Origin of the sequence: Streptomyces sp. MMG1121 (genome assembly GCF_001280015.1) — a bacterium.
Taxonomy (GTDB): domain Bacteria; phylum Actinomycetota; class Actinomycetes; order Streptomycetales; family Streptomycetaceae; genus Streptomyces.
Genome location: NZ_LGDV01000107.1, coordinates 42202 through 62613 on the forward strand (window position 1 = coordinate 42202; position 20412 = coordinate 62613).

20 protein-coding genes are annotated in these 20412 nt (G+C 70.7%); 17 read left to right on the top strand and 3 right to left on the bottom strand.

The annotated features are described in order from the left end of the window. Positions 1–4: 4 nt before the first annotated feature. The 8 genes from ADK64_RS10675 to ADK64_RS10710 all read left to right on the top strand — a co-directional run bounded on the left by ADK64_RS10675 (position 5) and on the right by ADK64_RS10710 (position 8503). The gene (locus ADK64_RS10675) at positions 5–640 is read left to right on the top strand and encodes a hypothetical protein (protein ID WP_053657478.1); all 636 of its coding nucleotides are present in this window, start codon (positions 5–7) and stop codon (positions 638–640) included. A gap of 13 nt (positions 641–653) precedes the next feature. After that, complete coding sequence (locus tag ADK64_RS10680; RefSeq protein WP_053657480.1) at positions 654–1001, top strand: MoaD/ThiS family protein; 348 nt, start codon at positions 654–656, stop codon at positions 999–1001. Beyond that, positions 998–2212: a cytochrome P450 family protein gene (locus ADK64_RS10685; RefSeq protein ID WP_053657482.1), complete on the top strand. Its 1215-nt coding sequence runs from the start codon at positions 998–1000 to the stop codon at positions 2210–2212. The genes ADK64_RS10680 and ADK64_RS10685 overlap by 4 nt, the downstream gene beginning before the upstream one ends. Before the next feature lie 11 nt (positions 2213–2223). Continuing rightward, positions 2224–3192 (top strand): 2-dehydropantoate 2-reductase, encoded by a 969-nt coding sequence (locus ADK64_RS10690; RefSeq protein WP_053657484.1) that lies wholly within the window; start codon positions 2224–2226, stop codon positions 3190–3192. A gap of 32 nt (positions 3193–3224) precedes the next feature. Next, positions 3225–4310 carry a histidinol-phosphate transaminase gene (locus ADK64_RS10695; protein ID WP_053657486.1) on the top strand — a complete coding sequence of 362 codons (1086 nt, stop codon included), beginning with the start codon at positions 3225–3227 and terminating at the stop codon, positions 4308–4310. A gap of 150 nt (positions 4311–4460) precedes the next feature. Further along, positions 4461–6320: a RiPP maturation radical SAM C-methyltransferase gene (locus ADK64_RS10700; protein ID WP_267888538.1), complete on the top strand. Its 1860-nt coding sequence runs from the start codon at positions 4461–4463 to the stop codon at positions 6318–6320. After that, entirely contained in the window at positions 6311–7039 is a 729-nt protein-coding gene (locus ADK64_RS10705; protein WP_053657488.1) for a DUF5825 family protein, read from the top strand. The genes ADK64_RS10700 and ADK64_RS10705 overlap by 10 nt, the downstream gene beginning before the upstream one ends. 552 nt (positions 7040–7591) lie before the next feature. Next, entirely contained in the window at positions 7592–8503 is a 912-nt protein-coding gene (locus ADK64_RS10710; RefSeq protein ID WP_053657490.1) for a HipA family kinase, read from the top strand. Positions 8504–8554: 51 nt separating this feature from the next. Here the strand turns inward: ADK64_RS10710 and aceB are convergent, their stop codons facing one another. Both aceB and ADK64_RS10720 read right to left on the bottom strand, forming a co-directional pair. Then, entirely contained in the window at positions 8555–10180 is a 1626-nt protein-coding gene (gene aceB, locus ADK64_RS10715; protein WP_053657492.1) for a malate synthase A, read from the bottom strand. A gap of 184 nt (positions 10181–10364) precedes the next feature. After that, positions 10365–10967 (bottom strand): nucleotidyltransferase family protein, encoded by a 603-nt coding sequence (locus ADK64_RS10720; RefSeq protein WP_053657494.1) that lies wholly within the window; start codon positions 10965–10967, stop codon positions 10365–10367. A gap of 129 nt (positions 10968–11096) precedes the next feature. Here ADK64_RS10720 and ADK64_RS10725 point away from each other — a divergent pair, with 129 nt between their 5' ends. After that, positions 11097–11411, top strand: coding sequence for a DUF5955 family protein (locus tag ADK64_RS10725; protein WP_078992595.1), 315 nt, complete (start codon positions 11097–11099; stop codon positions 11409–11411). Positions 11412–11482: 71 nt separating this feature from the next. Here ADK64_RS10725 and ADK64_RS10730 read toward each other — a convergent pair whose 3' ends face one another. Further along, the gene (locus ADK64_RS10730) at positions 11483–12277 is read right to left on the bottom strand and encodes an IclR family transcriptional regulator (RefSeq protein WP_053657498.1); all 795 of its coding nucleotides are present in this window, start codon (positions 12275–12277) and stop codon (positions 11483–11485) included. Between the two features lie 274 nt (positions 12278–12551). Between ADK64_RS10730 and allB the strand changes: the two genes are divergently transcribed. The 8 genes from allB (at position 12552) to ADK64_RS10770 (ending at position 20369) form a co-directional block, all read left to right on the top strand. After that, positions 12552–13892 (top strand): allantoinase AllB, encoded by a 1341-nt coding sequence (gene allB / locus ADK64_RS10735; protein WP_053657500.1) that lies wholly within the window; start codon positions 12552–12554, stop codon positions 13890–13892. Between the two features lie 53 nt (positions 13893–13945). Next, positions 13946–15061, top strand: coding sequence for an allantoicase (gene alc / locus ADK64_RS10740; RefSeq protein ID WP_053657502.1), 1116 nt, complete (start codon positions 13946–13948; stop codon positions 15059–15061). Positions 15062–15185: 124 nt separating this feature from the next. Then, positions 15186–16001 carry an AIM24 family protein gene (locus ADK64_RS10745; protein ID WP_078992596.1) on the top strand — a complete coding sequence of 272 codons (816 nt, stop codon included), beginning with the start codon at positions 15186–15188 and terminating at the stop codon, positions 15999–16001. A gap of 73 nt (positions 16002–16074) precedes the next feature. Continuing rightward, positions 16075–16683, top strand: coding sequence for a dihydrofolate reductase family protein (locus ADK64_RS10750; protein ID WP_053657504.1), 609 nt, complete (start codon positions 16075–16077; stop codon positions 16681–16683). A gap of 128 nt (positions 16684–16811) precedes the next feature. Next, the gene (locus ADK64_RS10755; protein ID WP_053657506.1) at positions 16812–17723 is read left to right on the top strand and encodes a DMT family transporter; all 912 of its coding nucleotides are present in this window, start codon (positions 16812–16814) and stop codon (positions 17721–17723) included. Positions 17724–17808: 85 nt separating this feature from the next. After that, complete coding sequence (locus ADK64_RS10760; protein WP_053657508.1) at positions 17809–18204, top strand: ribonuclease; 396 nt, start codon at positions 17809–17811, stop codon at positions 18202–18204. 198 nt (positions 18205–18402) lie between these two features. Next, a complete protein-coding gene (locus tag ADK64_RS10765) occupies positions 18403–19662 on the top strand; it encodes a histidine kinase (RefSeq protein WP_420712953.1) in 1260 nt (419 codons plus the stop codon). A 35-nt stretch (positions 19663–19697) separates the two neighbouring features. Continuing rightward, entirely contained in the window at positions 19698–20369 is a 672-nt protein-coding gene (locus tag ADK64_RS10770) for a response regulator (RefSeq protein WP_053657511.1), read from the top strand. The last annotated feature ends 43 nt before the right edge of the window (positions 20370–20412 follow it).

Genomic DNA, 20412 nt, shown 5'->3' on the forward strand with positions numbered 1-20412 from the left:
ACAGGTGACAGGACTGTACGGCGACCTGCCGGAGACCGTCCGATTCGAACCCGAACCGGCCCGACGTTTTATGAACAACGCCGTGCGAGAAGCCCAGAAATGTCTGGACAGCCGGGACGCCGACGGCGTGCCCAGCCATCTGCCGCGTGCGTCGGGTCTCCTTTTCGGACGGTCGGACGCCACGGAGATCACGATCAGCCACATCGAATTCGTGCCCAATGTCCGTGATCGTGACGAGAGCGTCATCGCCGAATTCGAAGGGACCATCGCCCCGCAGTTCGGCGAGGTGTACCGGAACCCGGGGCGAGGATTCTGGTCCGACGAGAAGGGCGTCCTGCGGGCCGTCATGGAACAGTCCGCGAACGGTCTGGAGCTGATGGGCTCCATCCATTCGCATCCCAACTGGCACGAAATCGGCCCGCCGCACGAACGGTTCCAGGAACTGAGTGAGCACCCGACCCGGATGGACGAATACCTTTTCCGCCAGTCCTGCTGGCCGGTCAACGTGATCTGGTACGTCCGGTCGACCGGTGACGGTATGGCGCACCGGGTAGCGGGCTGGCGGCCCGGTCCGGAGCACTGCGGCAGGCTCGACATCCGGATCCCGTCGGCGATCCACCAGGAATTTTCCGTCGCATGAGGGAGGAAAAGAAATGACGAACGTCGTGCAGAGTGTCGGCAAGAGCCTTTCGGTGCCGACCGTGACCGTCAAGCTTCCCGCCGCTTTCCATGTGCTGACCGGAGGCCGGAGGCAGCTGCCAGGCGAGGGCGAGAACATTCGCGACGTACTGGTGGACGTCGACCGGGAGTGTCCCGGCGTACTGGATCGGCTGATGGACCAGGAAGGGTCCGTGAAGCGTTACGTCAACGTCTACCGGAACGACAACGACATCAGGGGCCTCGACGGGCTCGAGACGAAAGTGGAGAACCAGGACGTCATCTGGATCGTGCCGGCGGTCGCGGGCGGCAGCGGAACGGCACGAATCGAGGAGTCACGATGACGGACGTCATTCCCACGGAATTCTTCACCCAGCCCGGGGCGAATCCGCACGCGGCGGCCGCCGAGCTGAGGTCCAGGTGCCCGGTGCACCGGATCGACGTTCCGCCCGGCGCCGAGGCGTACGCGGTCCTCGGCAACAAGGTCGTCGAGGAGGCGCTCGGCGATGCGCGCCTGTCCAAGCAGGTCGAGAACCTGCCCGCCCGCTACCGGCACCGGGCCGTGACCAACAGCCTGCTCGTCGTGGGCAACCTCGGCTTCGCCGACCCGCCCAAGCACACCCGGCTGAAGAAGCCCATCAGCCGCGCGTTCCTGCCGTCCCGGGTCGCCCGGCTCCGGCCCCGTGTCCAGGCCATCGTCGACGACCTCATCGACGCCTTCCCGGAGAACGGTGAGATCGACCTGCTGACCGAATTCGCGCTGCCGCTGCCGCTCACCGTCATCTGCGAGTACCTGGGGATACCCATGGCGGACCGGCCGCTGTTCCTGGAGTGGAGCTACGTCCTCAGCCAGGATCCGCTGCAGCACGACGAGGCCGAACTGAAGGCGGCCAGCGAGGAGTTCTCGGACTACTTCACCCAGCTGGTGGCCGAGCGGCGCAAGGACCTGCGCGACGACCTGCTGAGCGAGATCATCAGGGCCAGGGACGCCGGTGTGTACAGCGAACAGGAGCTGCTGTCGACGCTGCTGCTGCTGATCATCGCCGGGCACAAGACGGTGGCCAACATGCTCGGCAACGGAACGGCCCTGCTGCTCCGCCATCCCGGGCAACTCGCCCTGCTCCGCGCCCGACCCGAACTGATTCCCTCCGCGATCGAGGAGATCCTGCGCTACGAGGGGTCGGCCGCCTGGGCCTCGATGCGGATCGCGGCCGAGGACATGCACCTCGGGGGAGTGGACATCCCCAAGGGCAGCTTCGTCCACCTGTCGCTGTCCAGCGCGGGCCACGATCCCGACGTGTACGACGACCCGGAACGCTTCGACGTCACCCGGTCACCGAACCGGCACCTGTCCTTCGGTCACGGCCCGCACTTCTGCATCGGTGCCCCGCTGGGCCGGCTCCAGGGCGAGATCGCCTTCTCCACGCTGCTGCGCCGGCTGCCGAGGCTCGAACTCGCCGTGCCGCCACAGGAGATCGCCTGGCTCTCCGACAGTTCGCTCAGCCGGGGTCTGGAGTCCCTGCCCCTGCGCGTGGGAAAGCGGCTGCCCCGATGACCAGGGAATCGATGACCAGGGAATCGGTGACCGGGGAAGCGGACGGTCCGAGCATCGCCGTGGTGGGCGCCGGCGCGGTGGGCGGCTATCTCGGCGGCCGGCTCGCCGCCGCCGGGCACGATGTGCGCTTCCTGGCGCGCGGCGAGAACCTCGCCGCGCTCCGGCGACAGGGGCTGCGCGTCGTCGCCGGCTCCGGCGACGAGGTCATACCCGAGGTGCGGGCGTCGGACGACCCGCACGACCTCGGCGAGGTCGACTACGTCCTGCTCTGCGTGAAGACCTCGCAGCTGCCGGCGGCCGTCGACGCGCTGCCCCCACTGGTCGGTGCGGGCACGGCCGTCGTCACCGTGCAGAACGGGGTGGAGGCACCCGAGCAGGTCGCGGCCGCGATCGGCCGCGACCGGGTCCTTCCCGGCACGGTCAGGGTCGTCGCCACGACGATCCGCCCGGGCGAGGTACGACACGTGGGTCCCCCCGGCGCGCTGGGCTTCGCCGAGTGGGACGGCGACGTGACCAAGCGGGTGCTGCGACTGCGCGAACTGCTCAGTGCCGCCACGATGACGGCGACGGAGCCGAGCGACATCTGGGCCGAGCTGTGGGCGAAGTTCCTGCTGCTGGTCCCGATCGGCAGCCTCGGAGCCGCCACCGGCGGCGCGACCGTCGGCGAACTCCGCTCGCGCCCCGGCACCCGCGGACTGCTGATCGCCGGCATGCGGGAGATCCACGAGACCGCCCTCGGACTCGGGATCGCACTGCCGGACGATGCCGTGGAGCGGGCGGCAGGACTCATGGACCGGCAGTCGGCCGACGTCACCACCTCGCTGCAACGGGACATCCTGGCGGGCAGGCCGTCGGAGCTGGAGGCCTGGACCGGGGCCGCCGTCCGCCTCGCCGCCCGGGCGGGGAGGACCGCACCCGTCCACGAGACGCTCTACGAACTGCTCGCCACGCGGGCGTCGCTGACAGAACGGACTCTTTGACACCCGACCGGCACTCACGAGGAGTCCGAGCGATGAACGTGAGGTTCGCAGAACGCGGCACCCTGCGCGAGGTGAACGCCTACCGGGCCACGGAGTCGGCGGCCGCCGGGCGTTCTCCCGTCACCTTCGACCTGTCCAGCAACGAACTGGCTCTTCCCCCACTGCCCACCGCGCTCGCCGTCATCGAGGAGGGCCTGACCCGGCTCGCCCGCTACCCCGACCCGACCGCCCGGGCCCTGACCGAGGAGATCGCCGGTCATCTGCGCCTTCGCGCGGACGAGGTGGCGGTCGGCCCCGGCAGCGCGGGTGTGCTCCAGCAGATCCTGCTCGCCCTGTGCGGCGAGGGCGACGAAGTCGTCTACGCCTGGCCGGGGTTCGACGCGTATCCCCTGCTGGTCGCCATCTCCGGCGCCACCGGCGTCCACGTCCCGCTGACGTCGTCGGGGGAGCACGATCTCGACGGGATCCGGGCCGCGGTCGGTGCGCGGACGAGGGTGGTGATCCTGTGCTCCCCGCACAATCCGACCGGAACGGTGATCGACCGCGACCGGCTGCACCGTTTCCTGCACGCACTTCCGGACCACGTGGTGACGGTCCTGGACGAGGCGTACGTGGAGTTCGACCGGGGCGGTGACCCCCCGGGCACGCCGGAGGTGATGCGCGCGCACGGCAACACCGTGGTGCTGCGCACCTTCTCCAAGGCCTACGGGCTGGCTGGTCTGCGGGTCGGATACGCGGCCGGACCCCGGCAGGTCATCTCCACCGTCCGCAAGACGGCGCTGCCGTTCGGCGTGACACACATCGCCGAACAGGCCGCGATCCTGTCCCTGCACAGCGCGGCCGAACTACGCGAACGCCTGGCTGCGGTGACCGCCGCGCGCGAGGAACTGACCGCAGCATTAAGGCAATTGGGGCTGCCGGTCCTGCCGTCCCGCGCCAACTTCGTCTGGCTCCCGCTCCCTTCGGCCGCCGAGTCCCTCGCCCGGACGGCGGCCACGGCAGGGGTCCGGGTCCGGGCCTGCCCGGGGTACGGCGTACGGATCTCCGTGGGAGAGGCCGAGGCGCATCGAGCACTGCTGACAGCGCTCGGCGGGGCAGCCCGCGGGAATTGGTTCTAGGACGTCTGGAATGCGGCCGGAGTGCTGCTCGAATTCACTCCCGGCCGTATTCCGCGCCCGCTTCTTCCGAGTAATCTCGGGACAGCTTTCATTTGCCCGTCCCCCTGCAGTTCGCAGACTTCCTAGGGTAGGCATCCTGTGAAAATCCTGATGATCGCCATGCCGTGGCAAGGGCTCGACACACCGTCCAGCGCACTGGGAATCCTGGGGCCGTGCGTGCGGAGAAACGCCGCCGACTGGACCGTCGACGTGCTGTACGCCAACCTCGGCTGGGCCGAACACCTGATGCGGGAGAGCGACGGCTCCATCACGACGTCGGATTACGGGAACATCGCGGATCAGGTGTTCCACGGCGTGGGCGACTGGGTGTTCACTTCGGCGCTGTACGACGTCGACAGCCATATGGCCGACGAGTACTCCGCGTTCCTCGAACAACGGGACATCGACCCTGCGCTTCCCGTGCAGATGCACAGGTACGCCCGGGGATTCGTCCGGGACCTGGCGGCCGAGATCGCCGCCGATCCGCCGGACGTCGTCGGGTTCACGACCACCTTCATGCAGAACGTGCCGTCCCTCGCCCTGGCCAGGGAGCTGAAGAGGCGCGCACCCGGCATCCGCACGGTACTCGGCGGCAGTAACTGCGACGGAGCGCAGGGCCCCGCCCTGCACCGGAATTTCGAGCAGCTCGACTACGTGATCAGCGGCGAGGGCGAGCGTGCCCTGCCCGCGCTGCTCAACCGCATCGCCAAGGGCAGGAGCGTCGCCGACGTCCCGGGGCTCAGCTGGCGCGGGGACGACGGACAGACGGTGGTGAACCCGCCGGCCCAGGGCGCCATCCCGTTCGCCGCGGTGCCCGCGCCCGACTACGACGCCTACTTCCGGGCGCTCGCCGACTCCTCCCTCCGGGACCACGTCAGCCCGATGCTGGTGCTGGAGACCTCCCGAGGCTGCTGGTGGGGAGAGGCCCACCAGTGCACGTTCTGCGGCCTGAACGGATCGAACATCGATTTCCGCAGCAAGGCCCCCGAACGGATCGCCCAGGAAGTCCGGGATCTCGCCGAGCGCCATCAGGTCCTCGACATGGTGATGGTGGACAACATCCTGGACCTGAAATATCTCAACACGGCCATGCCGGAGATAGCCGCCCTCGACTGTGATCTGCGCATCCACTACGAGATCAAGTCCAACATGAACCGGGAGCAGTTGAGCAAACTGAAAGAAGCGAACGTCCTGTTCGTACAGCCCGGTATCGAGAGCCTCAGCAGTCATGTGCTGCGCCTCATGGACAAGGGCGTCAGCGCCGCGCACAACGTACGCATGCTGCGCGACGGACAGGATCTCGGTCTCAACGTGACCTGGAGCATTCTCTACGGCTTCCCCGGCGAGACAGAGGACGACTACCGCGCCCTGCTCGGAAAAATGGCCACGCTCGAACACCTGGAACCGCCGACCGGGGCCTGGCGCATCGCGCTGGAGCGGTTCAGCCCCTACTTCGAGGATCCCAGCCAGGGATTCATGTTCCGCCGTCCGTCCGAGATCTACGACTTCATCTACCAGGTCCCCCGGAACGAGCTGTACGACATGGTGTTCTTCTTCGACACCAGCGTCCAGGGAATCTCGGGGTCCATCGAGGACGAGATGAAGCAGGCGTGCGAGGAATGGGCCAAGGCATACCCGCACAGCACCCTCTCCTACTGGACCGACGACCGGGGCCGCGTCGTCATCGAGGACCGCCGCGCCAGCTGGCCGGAGGAGGTCATCGAGCTGGACGACGTCCAGAGCAACGTCTACCTCGGCATGTTCCAGGGCGCCGGCCTCCAGGGAGTACGCCGACGGCTGGCCGGCAGCGGACACGTCGTCGCGGACGCGGACATCGAGGAGACGCTCCGCTACTTCGTCGAACGCGGCCTGGCCTTCGAGGACGAAGGGCGCTACGTCAGCGTCGCGCTCGAGATCGACCCGTACCGACGGAAGCTGGTCGAGGGCAAGGAGGTCATGGCATGTCGATGAGCACGCTGCTGGACATCGGTGAACTCAGGGCACGGGCCGAGGACGAGGCACGCGTACCGGACGGTGGCCGGCCCGCGGCCGCGACGCTGACCCTCGGGGCCGACGGGGAAGCGCTTCCCGCCGCCACGGAGCTGGCGGCGCTGCTGCCCCGCGTACCCGTCGCCGGAGTGCGGCTGGCGCGGCCCGCCGACTTCTCGGCGCTCCCCGGTGACGAGATCGCGCGGATCATCGCGTTGCTCCGCGAATGCTCCTCGACCGGCGCCCGCGTCATCTGGTCCCTGGTCCTTGGTGCGCGGCAGCTCGACCTGATCCCACGGCTCGACCATCTGCCCGCCCCCGAGACGATCACGGTGGCGGGGCGGGGGACCACGTCCGCCGGCGAGTGGCGGTCCGCCCGCAATTTCGGCCTGCTCCACTTCCGCAAGGGCCCGGCGTTCCTGTCCGTCGTGGACGAGCGCCCCGAGTCCTGCGACCGGATCATCATCGACGATCCCGCCACCACGGAGGTCTTCCTCCAGGGCCTGGAGGGATGCGCCTGGACCGAGCTGACCCGCGACCCGCGCCACGCGGCCGCAGCGCGGGACCTGGCGGCCAAGGGCCTGCTCCTGCGCGTCGGGGACCACGCCGTGACGCTGCCGGTGCACATGCGTGCGTGGCCCCTGGGAGCGGCCCTCCTGGGCGGAACGCTGGCGTCGGCCGGAAAGAAGAAGGACGAGTGACGGAGCGCCCCGCAAGGGGCGCGAGGACGGCGCGACCCGCCGTCCGGCACGAGGTTCGCGACGATGCGGACCAGGCCCGGGCGGCGCACGCCGGTGGACGACGGATCACCGCGGTCCGCCCGGCGGCGGGCCGTCGACGCCCAGGCCCCGCACTGCCCGGACCGCCGATGCCCCTCGCGTCGATCGATCCGCCCAGGTCGGACAGGTTCATCAGCCGGCCCCGCCGGTCGTAGGGCGACCACCGGCAGCACCCGCGGGTGCCGGGTGAGCGCGGAACTGCCGAGCCGGCCCTGCTGCCCGGCCGCGACGACCGTGATCACGCCCGGGCGCGCCGCGTGGTCCAGCGCCGGCCGGTCGTCCCCCAGGACGACGAGACCGCGGTGTGCGAAGGGGAGGGCGCCACCATGCCGGAGCTCTGCCCCGGCCGCTGCGGCGCACCCGGTGCCCGGCCGCCGTACGCGTGCCGGCAGTGCCGTGCGGACTGCACGAGCCACTGCGTTTCCGACCACTCCCACTGACGCGCGTTCTTCCCCGGCTGTCACGCTTGGTCGTATGAGAGAGGTTGCTGCAACCCGCTACATCGCACCCCTGCGCTCCGGTGGCTCCGTCCCCGCAGTCGTCGAGGCCGACGATCTCGGCACGTACGTGGTGAAGTTCACCGGCTCGGCGCAGGGGCACAAGGCGCTGGTCGCCGAGGTGATCGTCGGTGAACTCGCCCGCGCGCTCGGCCTGCGCTTCCCGGAGCTGGTCCTCGTCCACTTCGACCCGGCGATCGCCGCGGACGAGCCCCACCAGGAGGTCCGGGAGCTGCACGGCGCGAGCGTGGGCGTGAACCTCGGGATGGACCATCTGCCGGGCGCCGCCGACTTCACGCCCGAGATCGCGAAGAGCTTCCCCGTGGACCCGCTGGAGGCGGGCCGGATCGTCTGGCTGGACGCGCTGACCGTCAACGTGGACCGGACGGTGCACAGCTCCAACCTCATGGTCTGGCCCACGCTCGGCACCGTACCGCCGCGCCTGTGGCTCATCGACCACGGCGCCGCCCTCGTCTTCCACCACCGCTGGGACACCACGGCCCCGGGCAAGAAGTACGACTTCCGGCAGCACGCCCTCGGCCACTACGGCCCCGACGTCCGCGCGGCCGACGCCGAACTGGCCCCCAAGGTCACGGAGGAACTGCTGCGGGGCATCGTCGCCGAGGTCCCCGACGCCTGGCTGGCGGAGGACGCCGGCTTCGCGACGCCCGACGACGTCCGCGCCGCCTACGTCGACTACCTCCTGGCCCGGGTGCGCCTGTCGGCCGAGTGGCTGCCCACCGACTTCCCGAGCCGCGAGCAACTCGCCGCCGAGGAGAGCGTCCGCGCGGCGAAGACCCGGGCGGACCGCCCGGACTGGCTCAAGCGCGTCCCCGACCTGCACGGCAAGCCGGCCGCGGAACAGGACTGGTCGGTGCACCTGGGCTGAACACGGCCGAGCGGCCCCGGGATCTCCCGGGGCCGCTCGCATCCGCGGGACTCAGCCCTTGAGCTGCTCGTACGCCGGCAGGGTGAGGAAGTCGGCGTAGTCGTCGTCCAGGGAGACCGTCAGCAGCAGGTCGTGGGCCTCCTGCCAGTGGCCGGCGGCGAAGGCCTGCTCGCCGATCTCCTGGCGGATGTCGGACAGTTCCTCGGCGGCGACCTTGCGGGCCAGCTCGGGCGTGGCGGTGTCGCCGTTCTCGAACTCGACGCCCGCGTTGATCCACTGCCAGATCTGCGAGCGGGAGATCTCCGCGGTGGCCGCGTCCTCCATCAGGTTGAAGATGGCGACCGCGCCGAGGCCGCGCAGCCAGGCCTCGATGTACCGGATGCCGACCTGGACGGCGTTGACGAGGCCGTTGTACGTCGGCTTCGCGTCCAGCGAGTCGATCGCGATCAGGTCGGCCGCCTCGACGTGGACGTCCTCGCGCAGCCGGTCCTTCTGGTTCGGCTTGTCGCCGAGGACCTTGTCGAAGGACTCCATGGCGATCGGGACGAGGTCCGGGTGGGCGACCCAGGAGCCGTCGAAACCGTCGTTCGCCTCGCGGTCCTTGTCGGCGCGGACCTTCTCGAAGGCCACCTTGTTGACTTCGGCGTCCTTGCGGGACGGGATGAACGCCGCCATGCCGCCGATCGCGTGCGCGCCGCGCTTGTGGCAGGTGCGGACGAGGAGTTCGGTGTACGCCCGCATGAACGGGGCGGTCATCGTGACGGCGTTGCGGTCCGGCAGGACGAACTTGGCGCCGCCGTCCCGGAAGTTCTTCACGATGGAGAACAGGTAGTCCCAGCGGCCGGCGTTCAACCCGGCGGCGTGGTCGCGGAGTTCGTAGAGGATCTCCTCCATCTCGTACGCGGCCGTGATCGTCTCGATCAGCACGGTCGCGCGGACGGTGCCCTGCGGGATGCCGACGTAGTCCTGTGCGAAGACGAACACGTCGTTCCACAGCCGGGCCTCGAGGTGCGACTCGGTCTTCGGCAGGTAGAAGTACGGGCCCTTGCCGAGGTCCAGCAGCCGCTGGGCGTTGTGGAAGAAGTAGAGGCCGAAGTCGACGAGGGCGCCGGGGACGGGCGTGCCGTCGGCGTCGACGAGGTGGCGCTCGGTCAGGTGCCAGCCGCGCGGCCGCATGACGACGGTCGCCAGCTCCTCGTCGGCCTTGAGGGCGTACGACTTGCCGGACCTCGGGTCGGTGAAGTCGATGTTCCGGGTGTAGGCATCGACCAGGTTGATCTGGCCGAGGACCACGTTCTCCCAGGTGGGGGCGGAGGCGTCCTCGAAGTCGGCGAGCCAGACCTTCGCGCCCGAGTTGAGCGCGTTGATGGTCATCTTGCGGTCGGTGGGGCCGGTGATCTCGACGCGCCGGTCGTTCAGCGCGGCCGGGGCCGGGGCGACCTTCCAGGAGTCGTCCGCGCGGATCGCGGCGGTCTCCGGAAGGAAGTCGAGCGTGGAGGTGCGGGCGATCTCGGCGCGGCGCTCGGCCCGGCGGGCGAGGAGTTCGTCACGGCGCGGGGTGAACCGCCGGTGCAGCTCCGCCACGAAGGCGAGCGCGGCGTCCGTGAGGACCTCTTCCTGCCGGGGCAGGGGCTCGGCGTCGACGATGGCCAGCGGGGACGGCGCTGGTGCGGACATGAGCTGTCACTTCCTTCAGCGGTGGCACCACGTGCCAAGAGGCACGAATAGGGCAATCAGCGCCGACTGTGCGGGCAGGCGCTTCTGAACAGTGGATAGTAGTTTCCTCATCGTGGAACTTCAATGGTTTGTTGATATCGAGATTCTCTGAGTCGAGGAAAGGTGGCGCCCAGTGCCACCCCGTTCACTCAAGGTGGCGCAGGTCGGCCTCGGTGTCGATGTCATACGGCTCGGCCACGTCCGCGCACTCCACGAGCCGGACGAGCGCCGCATGCTCCTTCAGGTAGGCGCGGGCCCCGCGATCCCCGGTGGCGGCGTGTGCGATGCCCGCCCAGTGGGCCGCGCCGAAGAGCACGGGATGCCCGCGCACACCGTCGTAGGCGGCCGACACCAGCGATTTCTCGTCCTCGTACGCCCCGAGCACCCGGGCCACCGCGGCCGGCCCGATGCCCGGCTGGTCGACGAGGCTCACCAGGGCCGCGCGCGCTGCCGTACCGTCGAGCGAGGCCAGCCCGGCGCGCAGCGAGGAGCCCATGCCCTCGGCCCAGTCGGGGTTGTCCACGAGCACACAGCCGTCCAGCCCGGCCCGCGCCCGGACCTCGTCGGCCCGCGCCCCCAGGACGACATGGATGCGCTCGCACCCGACCGCGCGCAGCACACCGACGGCATGTTCGACCAGCAACCGTCCCCGGTGCTCCAGCAGTGCCTTGGGCCGCCCGCCGAGCCGCCGGCCGCCGCCGGCGGCGAGCAGCAGTCCGGCGACCTCCTCGTGATGTGTGTCCGTCATGCGTCCTGCATACCCGACGCGGAGCCCGGCGGCCGGTTCCCTTGGGCTGAATTTCGGTCCGCGCGGTGGCGCTCCCGGACACGGTGGCGTTTACTGACCCGCGCACGACGGCGTGTGAGGGGGAGGCCTGTGTTGCGGAGCTTGGGGCAGAGACCGGTGATCGGCAGCGACGAGGATCCGAGGGTGGCGGAACTGCGGACCGCGGTGGCCCGCCTGCGCCGCGAACTCGCCGCCCTGCCCTCCGAGTTTCCCGACCGTGTCATCGCCGAGGACGAACTGGCGGCCCTGGCGGCGATGGCCTCCGGCGGCGCGCCGGAGATCCCGCGCCTGCGCAGCTCCCTGTTGCTGATCGCGGGAGCGATCGGTTCGGTGAGCGCCCTGGCGAGGGGCCTGAGCGGGGTCCGGGAGGCGGTGGACCTGTTCGGGGAATCACCGAGGGCTTAGGGGTGCGGGGTGCTCAGACCTGCCTCAGGCGCGCGGGGCCGTAGCGCTGTGCGGCCGCGCCGCGTGGACGGCTAGGCGCCCGAACTGGCCAAAGCCTGGGACAGCTCGACGGCGATCCCCTGCAGCACCGGCACGATCTTCTCGGTCGCGGCCTCGGTCACCCGCCCGGCAGGCCCGGAAATGGAGATCGCCGCCGCCGTCGGAGACTCCGGCACGGACACCGCCAGGCACCGCACCCCGATCTCCTGTTCGTTGTCGTCGACGGCGTACCCCAGCCGCCGTACGTCCTCCAGCGCCGCCAGGAACCCGTCGGGCGTGGTGATCGTCTTCTCGGTCGCGGCCGGCATCCCGGTCCGGGCGAGCAGCGCCCGCACCTCCTCATCGGGAGTGCTCGCCAGCAGTGCCTTGCCGACACCGGTGGAGTGCGGCAGCACGCGTCGGCCCACTTCCGTGAACATCCGCATCGAGTGCTTCGACGGCACCTGCGCCACGTACACGATCTCGTCGCCGTCCAGCAGTGCCATGTTCGCCGTCTCGCCGGTCTCCTCGACCAGCCGGGCCAGGTACGGCCGCGCCCAGGTGCCGAGCAGCCGGGACGCCGACTCGCCGAGCCGGATCAGCCGGGGGCCGAGCGCGTACCGCCGGTTCGGCTGCTGGCGTACGTAGCCGCAGGCGACCAGGGTGCGCATCAGCCGGTGGATGGTCGGCAGCGGCAGCCCGCTGGTCGCGGACAGCTCGCTCAGACCGACCTCGCCGCCCGCGTCCGCCATCCGCTCGAGCAGGTCGAAGGCGCGCTCCAGGGACTGGACACCGCCCCCGGCGGAGGGCTTGGTGGAGTCGGTGGTGCTGGCGCTGGACGTCGGCACGGCACGTTCCTTTCGGGGGCTGGCAGGAAGGCAGAAGCCTACCCGGCAGCCGGTTGACTCCCTGCTTGTACGTAGCTACGTTCTGCTTGCTGAAATTCTAATTCCGCTTTGTGGAAACGTCCAGAGTGGGTGCGGGGTACACGTTGTCCGGAAGTGTGCCCCTTGACGGCGGAGAAGTCGGAGTGAAGACTCCTTCAACAGAACGTTGAAATCCGTTACGTGGGTGTAAATCCCGTTTCTGGAACGTAAAACGGCGGTACAGAGAGGGGTTCGGGTGTCCGACGCTGAACTGGTCCTGCGCTCGACGCGCGTCATCACTCCGGAAGGGACACGGGCCGCCACGGTCACCGTGTCGGCCGGGAAGATCACGGCCGTCCTGCCGTACGACGCCGAGGTCCCGCCCGGGGCCCGGCTCGAGGACGTCGGTGACCACGTCCTGCTGCCCGGCCTGGTTGACACCCACGTGCACGTCAACGACCCCGGCCGCACCGAGTGGGAGGGCTTCTGGACCGCCACGCGTGCGGCGGCGGCCGGCGGTATCACCACCCTGGTCGACATGCCGCTCAACTCCCTCCCGCCGACCACCACGGTCGAGAACCTGCGTACCAAGCAGGACGTGGCCCGCGACAAGGCGCACATAGACGTCGGCTTCTGGGGCGGTGCCCTGCCCGACAACGTGAAGGACCTGCGCCCGCTGCACGACGCCGGCGTCTTCGGCTTCAAGGCCTTCCTGTCCCCGTCCGGCGTGGACGAGTTCCCGCACCTCCATCAGGACCAGCTCGCCCAGTCCCTGGCGGAGATCGCCGGCTTCGACGGGCTGCTGATCGTGCACGCCGAGGACCCGCACCACCTCGCCGCCGCCCCGCAGCACGGCGGCCCCAAGTACACCGACTTCCTCGCCTCCCGCCCGCGCGACGCCGAGGACACGGCCATCGCCACCCTGATCGCGCAGGCCAAGAGGCTCCACGCGCGCGTGCACGTCCTGCACCTGTCCTCCAGCGACGCGCTTCCGCTCATCCGCGCCGCCCGCGCGGAGGGGGTCCGGATCACCGTGGAGACCTGCCCGCACTACCTCACCCTGACGGCCGAGGAAGTCCCGGACGGCGCCAGCGAGTTCAAGTGCTGCCCGCCCATCCGCGAGGCCGCCAACCAGGACCTGCTGTGGGAGGCACTCGCCGACGGCACCATCGACTGTGTCGTCACCGACCACTCGCCCTCCACCGCCGACCTGAAGACCGACGACTTCGCCACCGCCTGGGGCGGCATCTCCGGCCTCCAGCTGAGCCTGTCCGCCGTATGGAGCGAGGCACGCGCGCGTGGATACGGCCTGGAGGACGTCGTCCGCTGGATGTCCACGCAGACGGCCGCCCTGGTCGGCCTCGACGCGCGCAAGGGCGCCATCGCGCCCGGCCACGACGCCGACTTCGCCGTCCTCGCACCGGACGAGACCTTCACCGTCGACCCGGCCGCCCTCCAGCACCGCAACCGGGTCACCGCGTACGCCGGCAAGACCTTGTACGGCGTCGTGAAGTCCACCTGGCTGCGCGGCGAACGCATCGTTGACGGCGGCGAGTTCACGGAGCCGAAGGGCACGCTGCTCACCCGCCCCCAGTAAGCCACCCCCGCACCCGCAACCGGCCGACGCGCAGAAAGGAACCCCTGATCACCGTGACGGCGACACCCAGCTTCACCGGCGACGCGAGCCCCTACGGAGGCGGCGACCCGTACGCGGACTACCGCACCGCCGACTTCCCCTTCACCCAGTACGCCAACCTCGCCGACCGCCAGCTCGGCGCCGGTGTCGTCGCCGCCAACGACGAGTTCTTCGCCCAGCGCGAGAACCTGCTGGTGCCCGAGCGGGCCGAGTTCGACCCCGAGCACTTCGGGCACAAGGGCAAGATCATGGACGGCTGGGAGACCCGCCGCCGGCGCGGTGTCTCCGCCGAGCACCCGTGGCCGACGGCCGAGGACCACGACTGGGCACTGGTGCGCCTCGGCGCGCCCGGCGTGATCCGCGGGATCGTCGTCGACACGGCCCACTTCCGCGGCAACTACCCGCAGGCGGTCTCGGTCGAGGCCGCGTCCGTGCCCGGTTCCCCGTCCCCGGAGGAACTGCTCGGCGACGACGTGAAGTGGACGACGATCGTCCCGCGCACCCCGGTCGGTGGTCACGCGGCGAACGGATTCTCCGTATCGGCCGAGCAGCGCTTCACGCACCTGCGCGTCAACCAGCACCCCGACGGCGGCATCGCCCGCCTGCGCGTGTACGGCGAGGTCGTCCCGGACCCCGAGTGGCTCGCGGTCCTCGGCACCTTCGACGTGGTCGCGCTGGAGAACGGCGGCCAGGTCGAGGACGCCTCCAACCTCTTCTACTCCCCGGCCACCAACACCATCCAGCCGGGCCGCTCCCGCAAGATGGACGACGGCTGGGAGACCCGCCGCCGCCGCGACCAGGGCAACGACTGGATCCGTTACCAGCTGGTCGCGCAGGCGCAGATCCGCGCCGTGGAGATCGACACCGCCTATCTCAAGGGCAACAGCGCCGGCTGGGCCTCGGTCTCGGTCAAGGACGGCGAGGACGGCGACTGGGTCGAGATCCTGCCGCGCACCCGCCTCCAGCCCGACACCAACCACCGCTTCGTGCTCCCGGCCCCGGCCGTCGGCACCCACGCGCGCGTGGACATCTTCCCCGACGGCGGCATCTCCCGCCTCAGGCTGTTCGGTTCCCTGACCGAGGACGGCGCGGCCCGGCTCGCCGCCCGGCACCAGGAACTGGGCGGCTGACCCACCCCGCACGCGCGCGGGGCGCCCCGGCCTGGACAGCACCGGGCGCCCCGCGTGTCACCCGTACGGACCCGGCTCACGGATCCCTGGAACTCTCCGGTCCTCCTCCTGCGTTCTTGTCCACGTGACCCTTCAGCAAGAGATCGTCGGCAACGCCATGCAGATGGCGGTCGTCAACCTGCAGCCCGGCCAGACCGTGTACTGCGAGGCCGGAAAGTTCCTGTTCAAGACGACGAACGTGACCATGGACACGCGGCTGTCCGGCCCGTCCGCAAACGGCGGGCAGCAGGGGCAGGGCGGCGGCTCGGGCATGGGCGGCCTGCTGCGCCAGGCCATGGGCACCGCCATGCAGGTGGGCCAGCGCGTGCTCGCGGGCGAGTCGCTGGCCTTCCAGTACTTCACCTCCCAGGGCGGTGCGGGCACGGTCGGTTTCGCGGGCGTGCTCCCGGGCGAGATGCGCGCGCTGGAACTCGACGGCACGCGCGCCTGGTTCGCCGAGAAGGACGCCTTCGTGGCCGCCGAGTCCACCGTCGACTTCGGCATCGCCTTCGCCGGCGGCCGCACCGGCATGAGCGGCGGCGAGGGCTTCGTCCTGGAGAAGTTCACCGGGTACGGCACGGTGATCATCGCGGGCGCGGGCAACTTCATCGACCTCAACCCCGCCGACTTCGGCGGCCGGATCGAGGTGGACACCGGCTGTGTGGTCGCCTTCGAGGAGGGCATCCAGTACGGCGTCCAGCGCGTCGGCGGCCTCAACCGCCAGGGGATCATGAACGCCGTCTTCGGCGGCGAGGGCCTGTCCCTGGCCACCCTGGAGGGCAACGGCCGGGTGATCCTGCAGTCCCTCACCATCGAGAGCCTCGCCAACGCCCTGAAGAAGGCCCAGGGCGGTGACAAGCAGGGCCCGACCGGCGGACTGTTCTCCACGCACGCCGGCTGACCGATGAGTTCCGGGTGCCGGCGGGGTCTGAGGTGATGACAGCAGACCCCGCACCCGGAAGAGGGCACCCGCCATGAGCAAGCTCGTCTCCACCGTGTTCGTGACGCTCGACGGCGTCCACCAGGCCCCGGGCGGCCCCCAGGAGGACCTCAGCGGCGGCTTCGTCCACGGCGGCTGGACCCATCCGTTCGGCGACGAGGACTTCGGCCGGTTCGCCACCGAGGCCTTCGACCGAGCCGGCGCGTTCCTGCTCGGCCGTCGTACGTACGACATCTTCGCCGCCTACTGGCCGGGGAAGACCGACCCCGCCGACCCGATCGCCTCCCGGCTGAACGCACTCCCGAAGTACGTCGTCTCCTCCACCCTCCACACACCCGAGTGGTCCGGCACGACCGTGATCGGCGGCGACCTGGCCAAGGAGGTCCAGGCCCTCAAGGAGCGCACGGACGGCGAACTCCAGGTGCACGGCAGCGGCGCCCTGGTCCGCTCCCTGATCGACCTCCGGCTGCTCGACACCCTGCACCTGCTGACCTTCCCGGTCGTCCTCGGCACCGGCCGCCGGCTGTTCCCGGACGGCACGGTCCCCACCCGCTTCCGGCACACCGGCGGTCGCGTCACCGGCGCGGGCGTCTCCATCCAGAGCTACGACCTGGCGGGCGACCCCGAGTACGGGTCGTTCTGACTCCCCGAAAGACGCCTGAGCAGCGCGTGAACCCTGGCCGAAGATCGTCACGGCCGGTACGGTGATCCCGCCCCGCGCGAGCCGCCGACGTCTCCGCAACTCCTTCGGAGACCGGGAGAGCCGCCCGTATGTCCTCGATCGCCGTACCGGGCGCCGCCGCCCTGCCCCGCCGCGCCTGGCACACCGACCTGCCGGTCCTGCTCGTCGCCGTCTGCTGGGGCGCCAGCTACCTCGCCGCGAAGGACATCACCACCACCCGTACGGTGCTGGCCGTCCTGGTCCTGCGCTTCGCGCTCGCCGTGCCCGTCCTGGCCGTCGCCGGACGCCGCGCCCTGCGCTCGCTCACCGGCGCCCAGTGGCGCGGCGCCGCCCTGCTCGGGCTGATCCTGAGCGGGATCTTCCTGCTGGAGACCTACGGGGTGGTGCACACCTCGGCGACCAACGCCGGCCCGATCATCAGCCTCACCATGGTCCTCACCCCGCTCGCCGAGGCCGCCGTCACGCGCACCCGGCCCACCCCGGCCTTCCTCGGCGCGGCGCTGCTGTCGGTCCTCGGCGTCGTCCTGCTCACCCAGGGCGGCGGCTTCACCCAGCCCTCGGTCGGCGATGTGCTGATGCTGCTCGCCGCGTTCGCCCGCACGGTGCACGTCCTCGCCATGTCCCGGATCAGGGCCGTACAGGGCGCCGACGCGCTGCCGCTCACCACGGTCCAGCTCGGCGCGTCCGTCGCCGTCTTCGCCCTGCTGTCGGTCGTCTCCGGCGGTCCTGCGCCCTGGGAGGTCGCGGCGGACCTCGGCGCGCGGGACTGGGCCGGGCTGCTGTTCCTCACCGTGCTGTGCACGGTCTTCGCCTTCTTCGTGCAGATGTGGGCGGTACGTCGCACATCCGCGTCCCGGGTCGGCCTGCTGCTCGGCACCGAGCCGCTGTGGGCCGCCGCGACCGGGATCGCGCTGGGCGGGGAACGGCTCGGCGCGCTCGGCCTCGCGGGCGGCGGTCTGGTGCTTGTGGGGACCGCGTGGGGACGCAGGACGGCAGGTTAACTTCCTGAAAACTCATCGGACTTGAACGGAAAATCTTCAACTTTGTCGTTGACATGCCAACGTCTACGCGCGTCATCATGAGGGCATGAGATTCCCCCCACGCATCACTCGCATCGGCGCCGCGGCCGCGCTCCTGTCCGCCCTCGTCGTCGGCGGCACCGTCTCCGCCACCACGGCGAACGCCGCGGCCGACTCGGTCGGCAGCATCTGCTACAGCGCCCTGCCGTCGCAGGCGCACGACACGCTGGACCTGATCGCCCAGGGCGGCCCCTACCCGTACTCGCAGGACGGCACCGTCTTCTCCAACCGTGAAGGCGTCCTGCCCAGCCAGTCGTCGGGCTACTACCACGAGTACACGGTGAAGACCCCCGGCTCCTCCACGCGCGGCACCCGGCGCATCATCACCGGCGAGGAGACGCAGGAGGACTACTACACCTCCGATCACTACGTCACGTTCAACCTGATCGACTTCGGCTGCTGAGCCGGACGACAGGACCCGAGGGAACAGCACGACAGGTCTGACCCGCAACCTCGCCCCGCGGCCACCCCCCTACCCCGGGCCGCGGGGCGAGCGGCGTCCGGGCCCGCGCCGCCGAAAGTCGATGAGCCCGCGACTTTGGTAGCCGATCACGCGGGCGGGGCCGTCACGGGCACCGGCCGCTGCGTAGATTTGTCGACTGTGAGTGAAGACCGACCCCGTCCGGCCCCCCTCCCCGGCAACGGGCTGCGCCGCTGGATGCTCCCGTCCGCCGTGGTCCGGGAACTGGACCCGGACGCGGCCCCCGCGGGACGCCGGCCGCGACGCACGGCCCGGGACTGGGCCGTCGACACCAGCTGCTTCCTGCTGGTCGGCCTGCTGTATCTGGTGACCGCCGTGTCCCTGGTGCGGCATCCGGACGTGCCCGAGGGCCTCGTCGTCGCCGACGTGGTGCTGGGCGCCCTGTCCTGTCTCGCCGTCTGGCTGCGCCGCCGCTGGCCGGTCGGTCTCGCCGTCGCGATGATCGCGGTCGCCTTCGTCTCCTCGACGTCCGGCTGGGCCTCCCTGGCCGCCCTGTTCACCGTCGCCGTGCACCGGCCGTTCCGCTACGTCGCCTGGATCGCCGGCGCCAATCTCGCCCTCGTACCGCTCTACTACTGGCTGCGCCCCGACACCGGCCTGGGGTACACGGCCTCCCTGGTCTTCGCGCTGCTGCTCACCGTCTGCGTCGTCGGCTGGGGCATGTTCGTCCGCTCCAAGCGGCTGCTGATGCTGAGTCTGCGGGACCGGGCACACCGCGCGGAGACCGAGGCAAGGCTGCGTGCCGAGCAGGCGCAGCGCCTCGCCCGCGAGGACATCGCCCGCGAGATGCACGACGTGCTCGCCCACCGGCTCACCCTGCTCAGCGTGCACGCCGGAGCCCTGGAGTTCCGGCCGGACGCGCCCCGGGAGGAGGTCGTGCGGGCCGCCGGTGTCATCCGGGAGAGCGCCCACGAGGCCCTCCAAGACCTGCGGGAGATCATCGGCGTGCTGCGCACCGGCGGCTCCGACGACGCGGCCGGCGGCCGCCCCCAGCCGACGCTCGCCGCGCTCGACCCGCTCGTCACCGAGTGCCGCGAGGCAGGGATGAAGATCACGCTCGACCACCGCGTCGCCGACCCCGCCGCCGTGCCCGCCTCCGTCGGCCGCACCGCCTACCGCATCGCCCAGGAGGCCCTGACCAACGCCCGCAAGCACGCCCCCGGCGCCGAGGTCACGCTCCGCCTCACCGGCACGCTCGGCGACGGCCTCACGATCACCGTCACCAACCCACCGCCGCAGGCCGACGCCCCGCCCGTCCCCGGTTCCGGCCAGGGCCTGATCGGCCTGACGGAACGCGCGACCCTGGCCGGCGGGCGCCTGGAGCACGGGAGCACGGGCGACGGCGGGTTCGAGATCCGGGCCTGGCTGCCGTGGAACTGAGCGACGCGTTGCCCGCTCGTGATTTCTTGGAGCCCATGACGCCGATCAAACTTCTCCTGGTGGACGACGACCCGTTGGTACGCGCCGGACTCACGCTGATGATGGGTGGGGCCGAGGACATCGAGATCGTCGGGGAGGCCGCCGACGGCGCCGAGGTCGAGGAGCTCGTGGGGCGCACCCGGCCCGACGTCGTCCTGATGGACATCCGCATGCCGTCGGTGGACGGGCTCACGGCGACCCGGCGGCTACGCGCGCGTGCTGACGCCCCGCAGGTCGTGGTGCTCACCACCTTCCACGCCGACGAACAGGTGCTGCACGCCCTGCGCGCGGGCGCCGCCGGGTTCGTCCTGAAGGACACCTCGCCCGCCGAGATCGTCGACGCGGTACGCCGGGTCGCGGCCGGGGAACCGGTGCTGTCACCCGCCGTCACCCGTCAGCTGATGCGGCACGCGGCCGGTACCGCCGCCGACTCCCGGCAGGCACGCGCGCGTGAGCGGCTCGCCGTGCTCAACGACCGCGAGCGGGAGGTCGCCGTCGCCGTCGGCCGGGGCCTGGCCAACGCCCAGATCGCCGCCGAACTCTTCATGAGCGTGGCCACCGTCAAGACCCACGTCTCCCGCATCCTCGCCAAGCTCGACCTCAACAACCGGGTCCAGATCGCCCTGCTCGCCTACGACGCGGGACATCTCGACGAGGACGGGCACTAAAGGCCGTAGCCGGGCGTTGTCCCTGTACCGGGAGAGCCCGGTG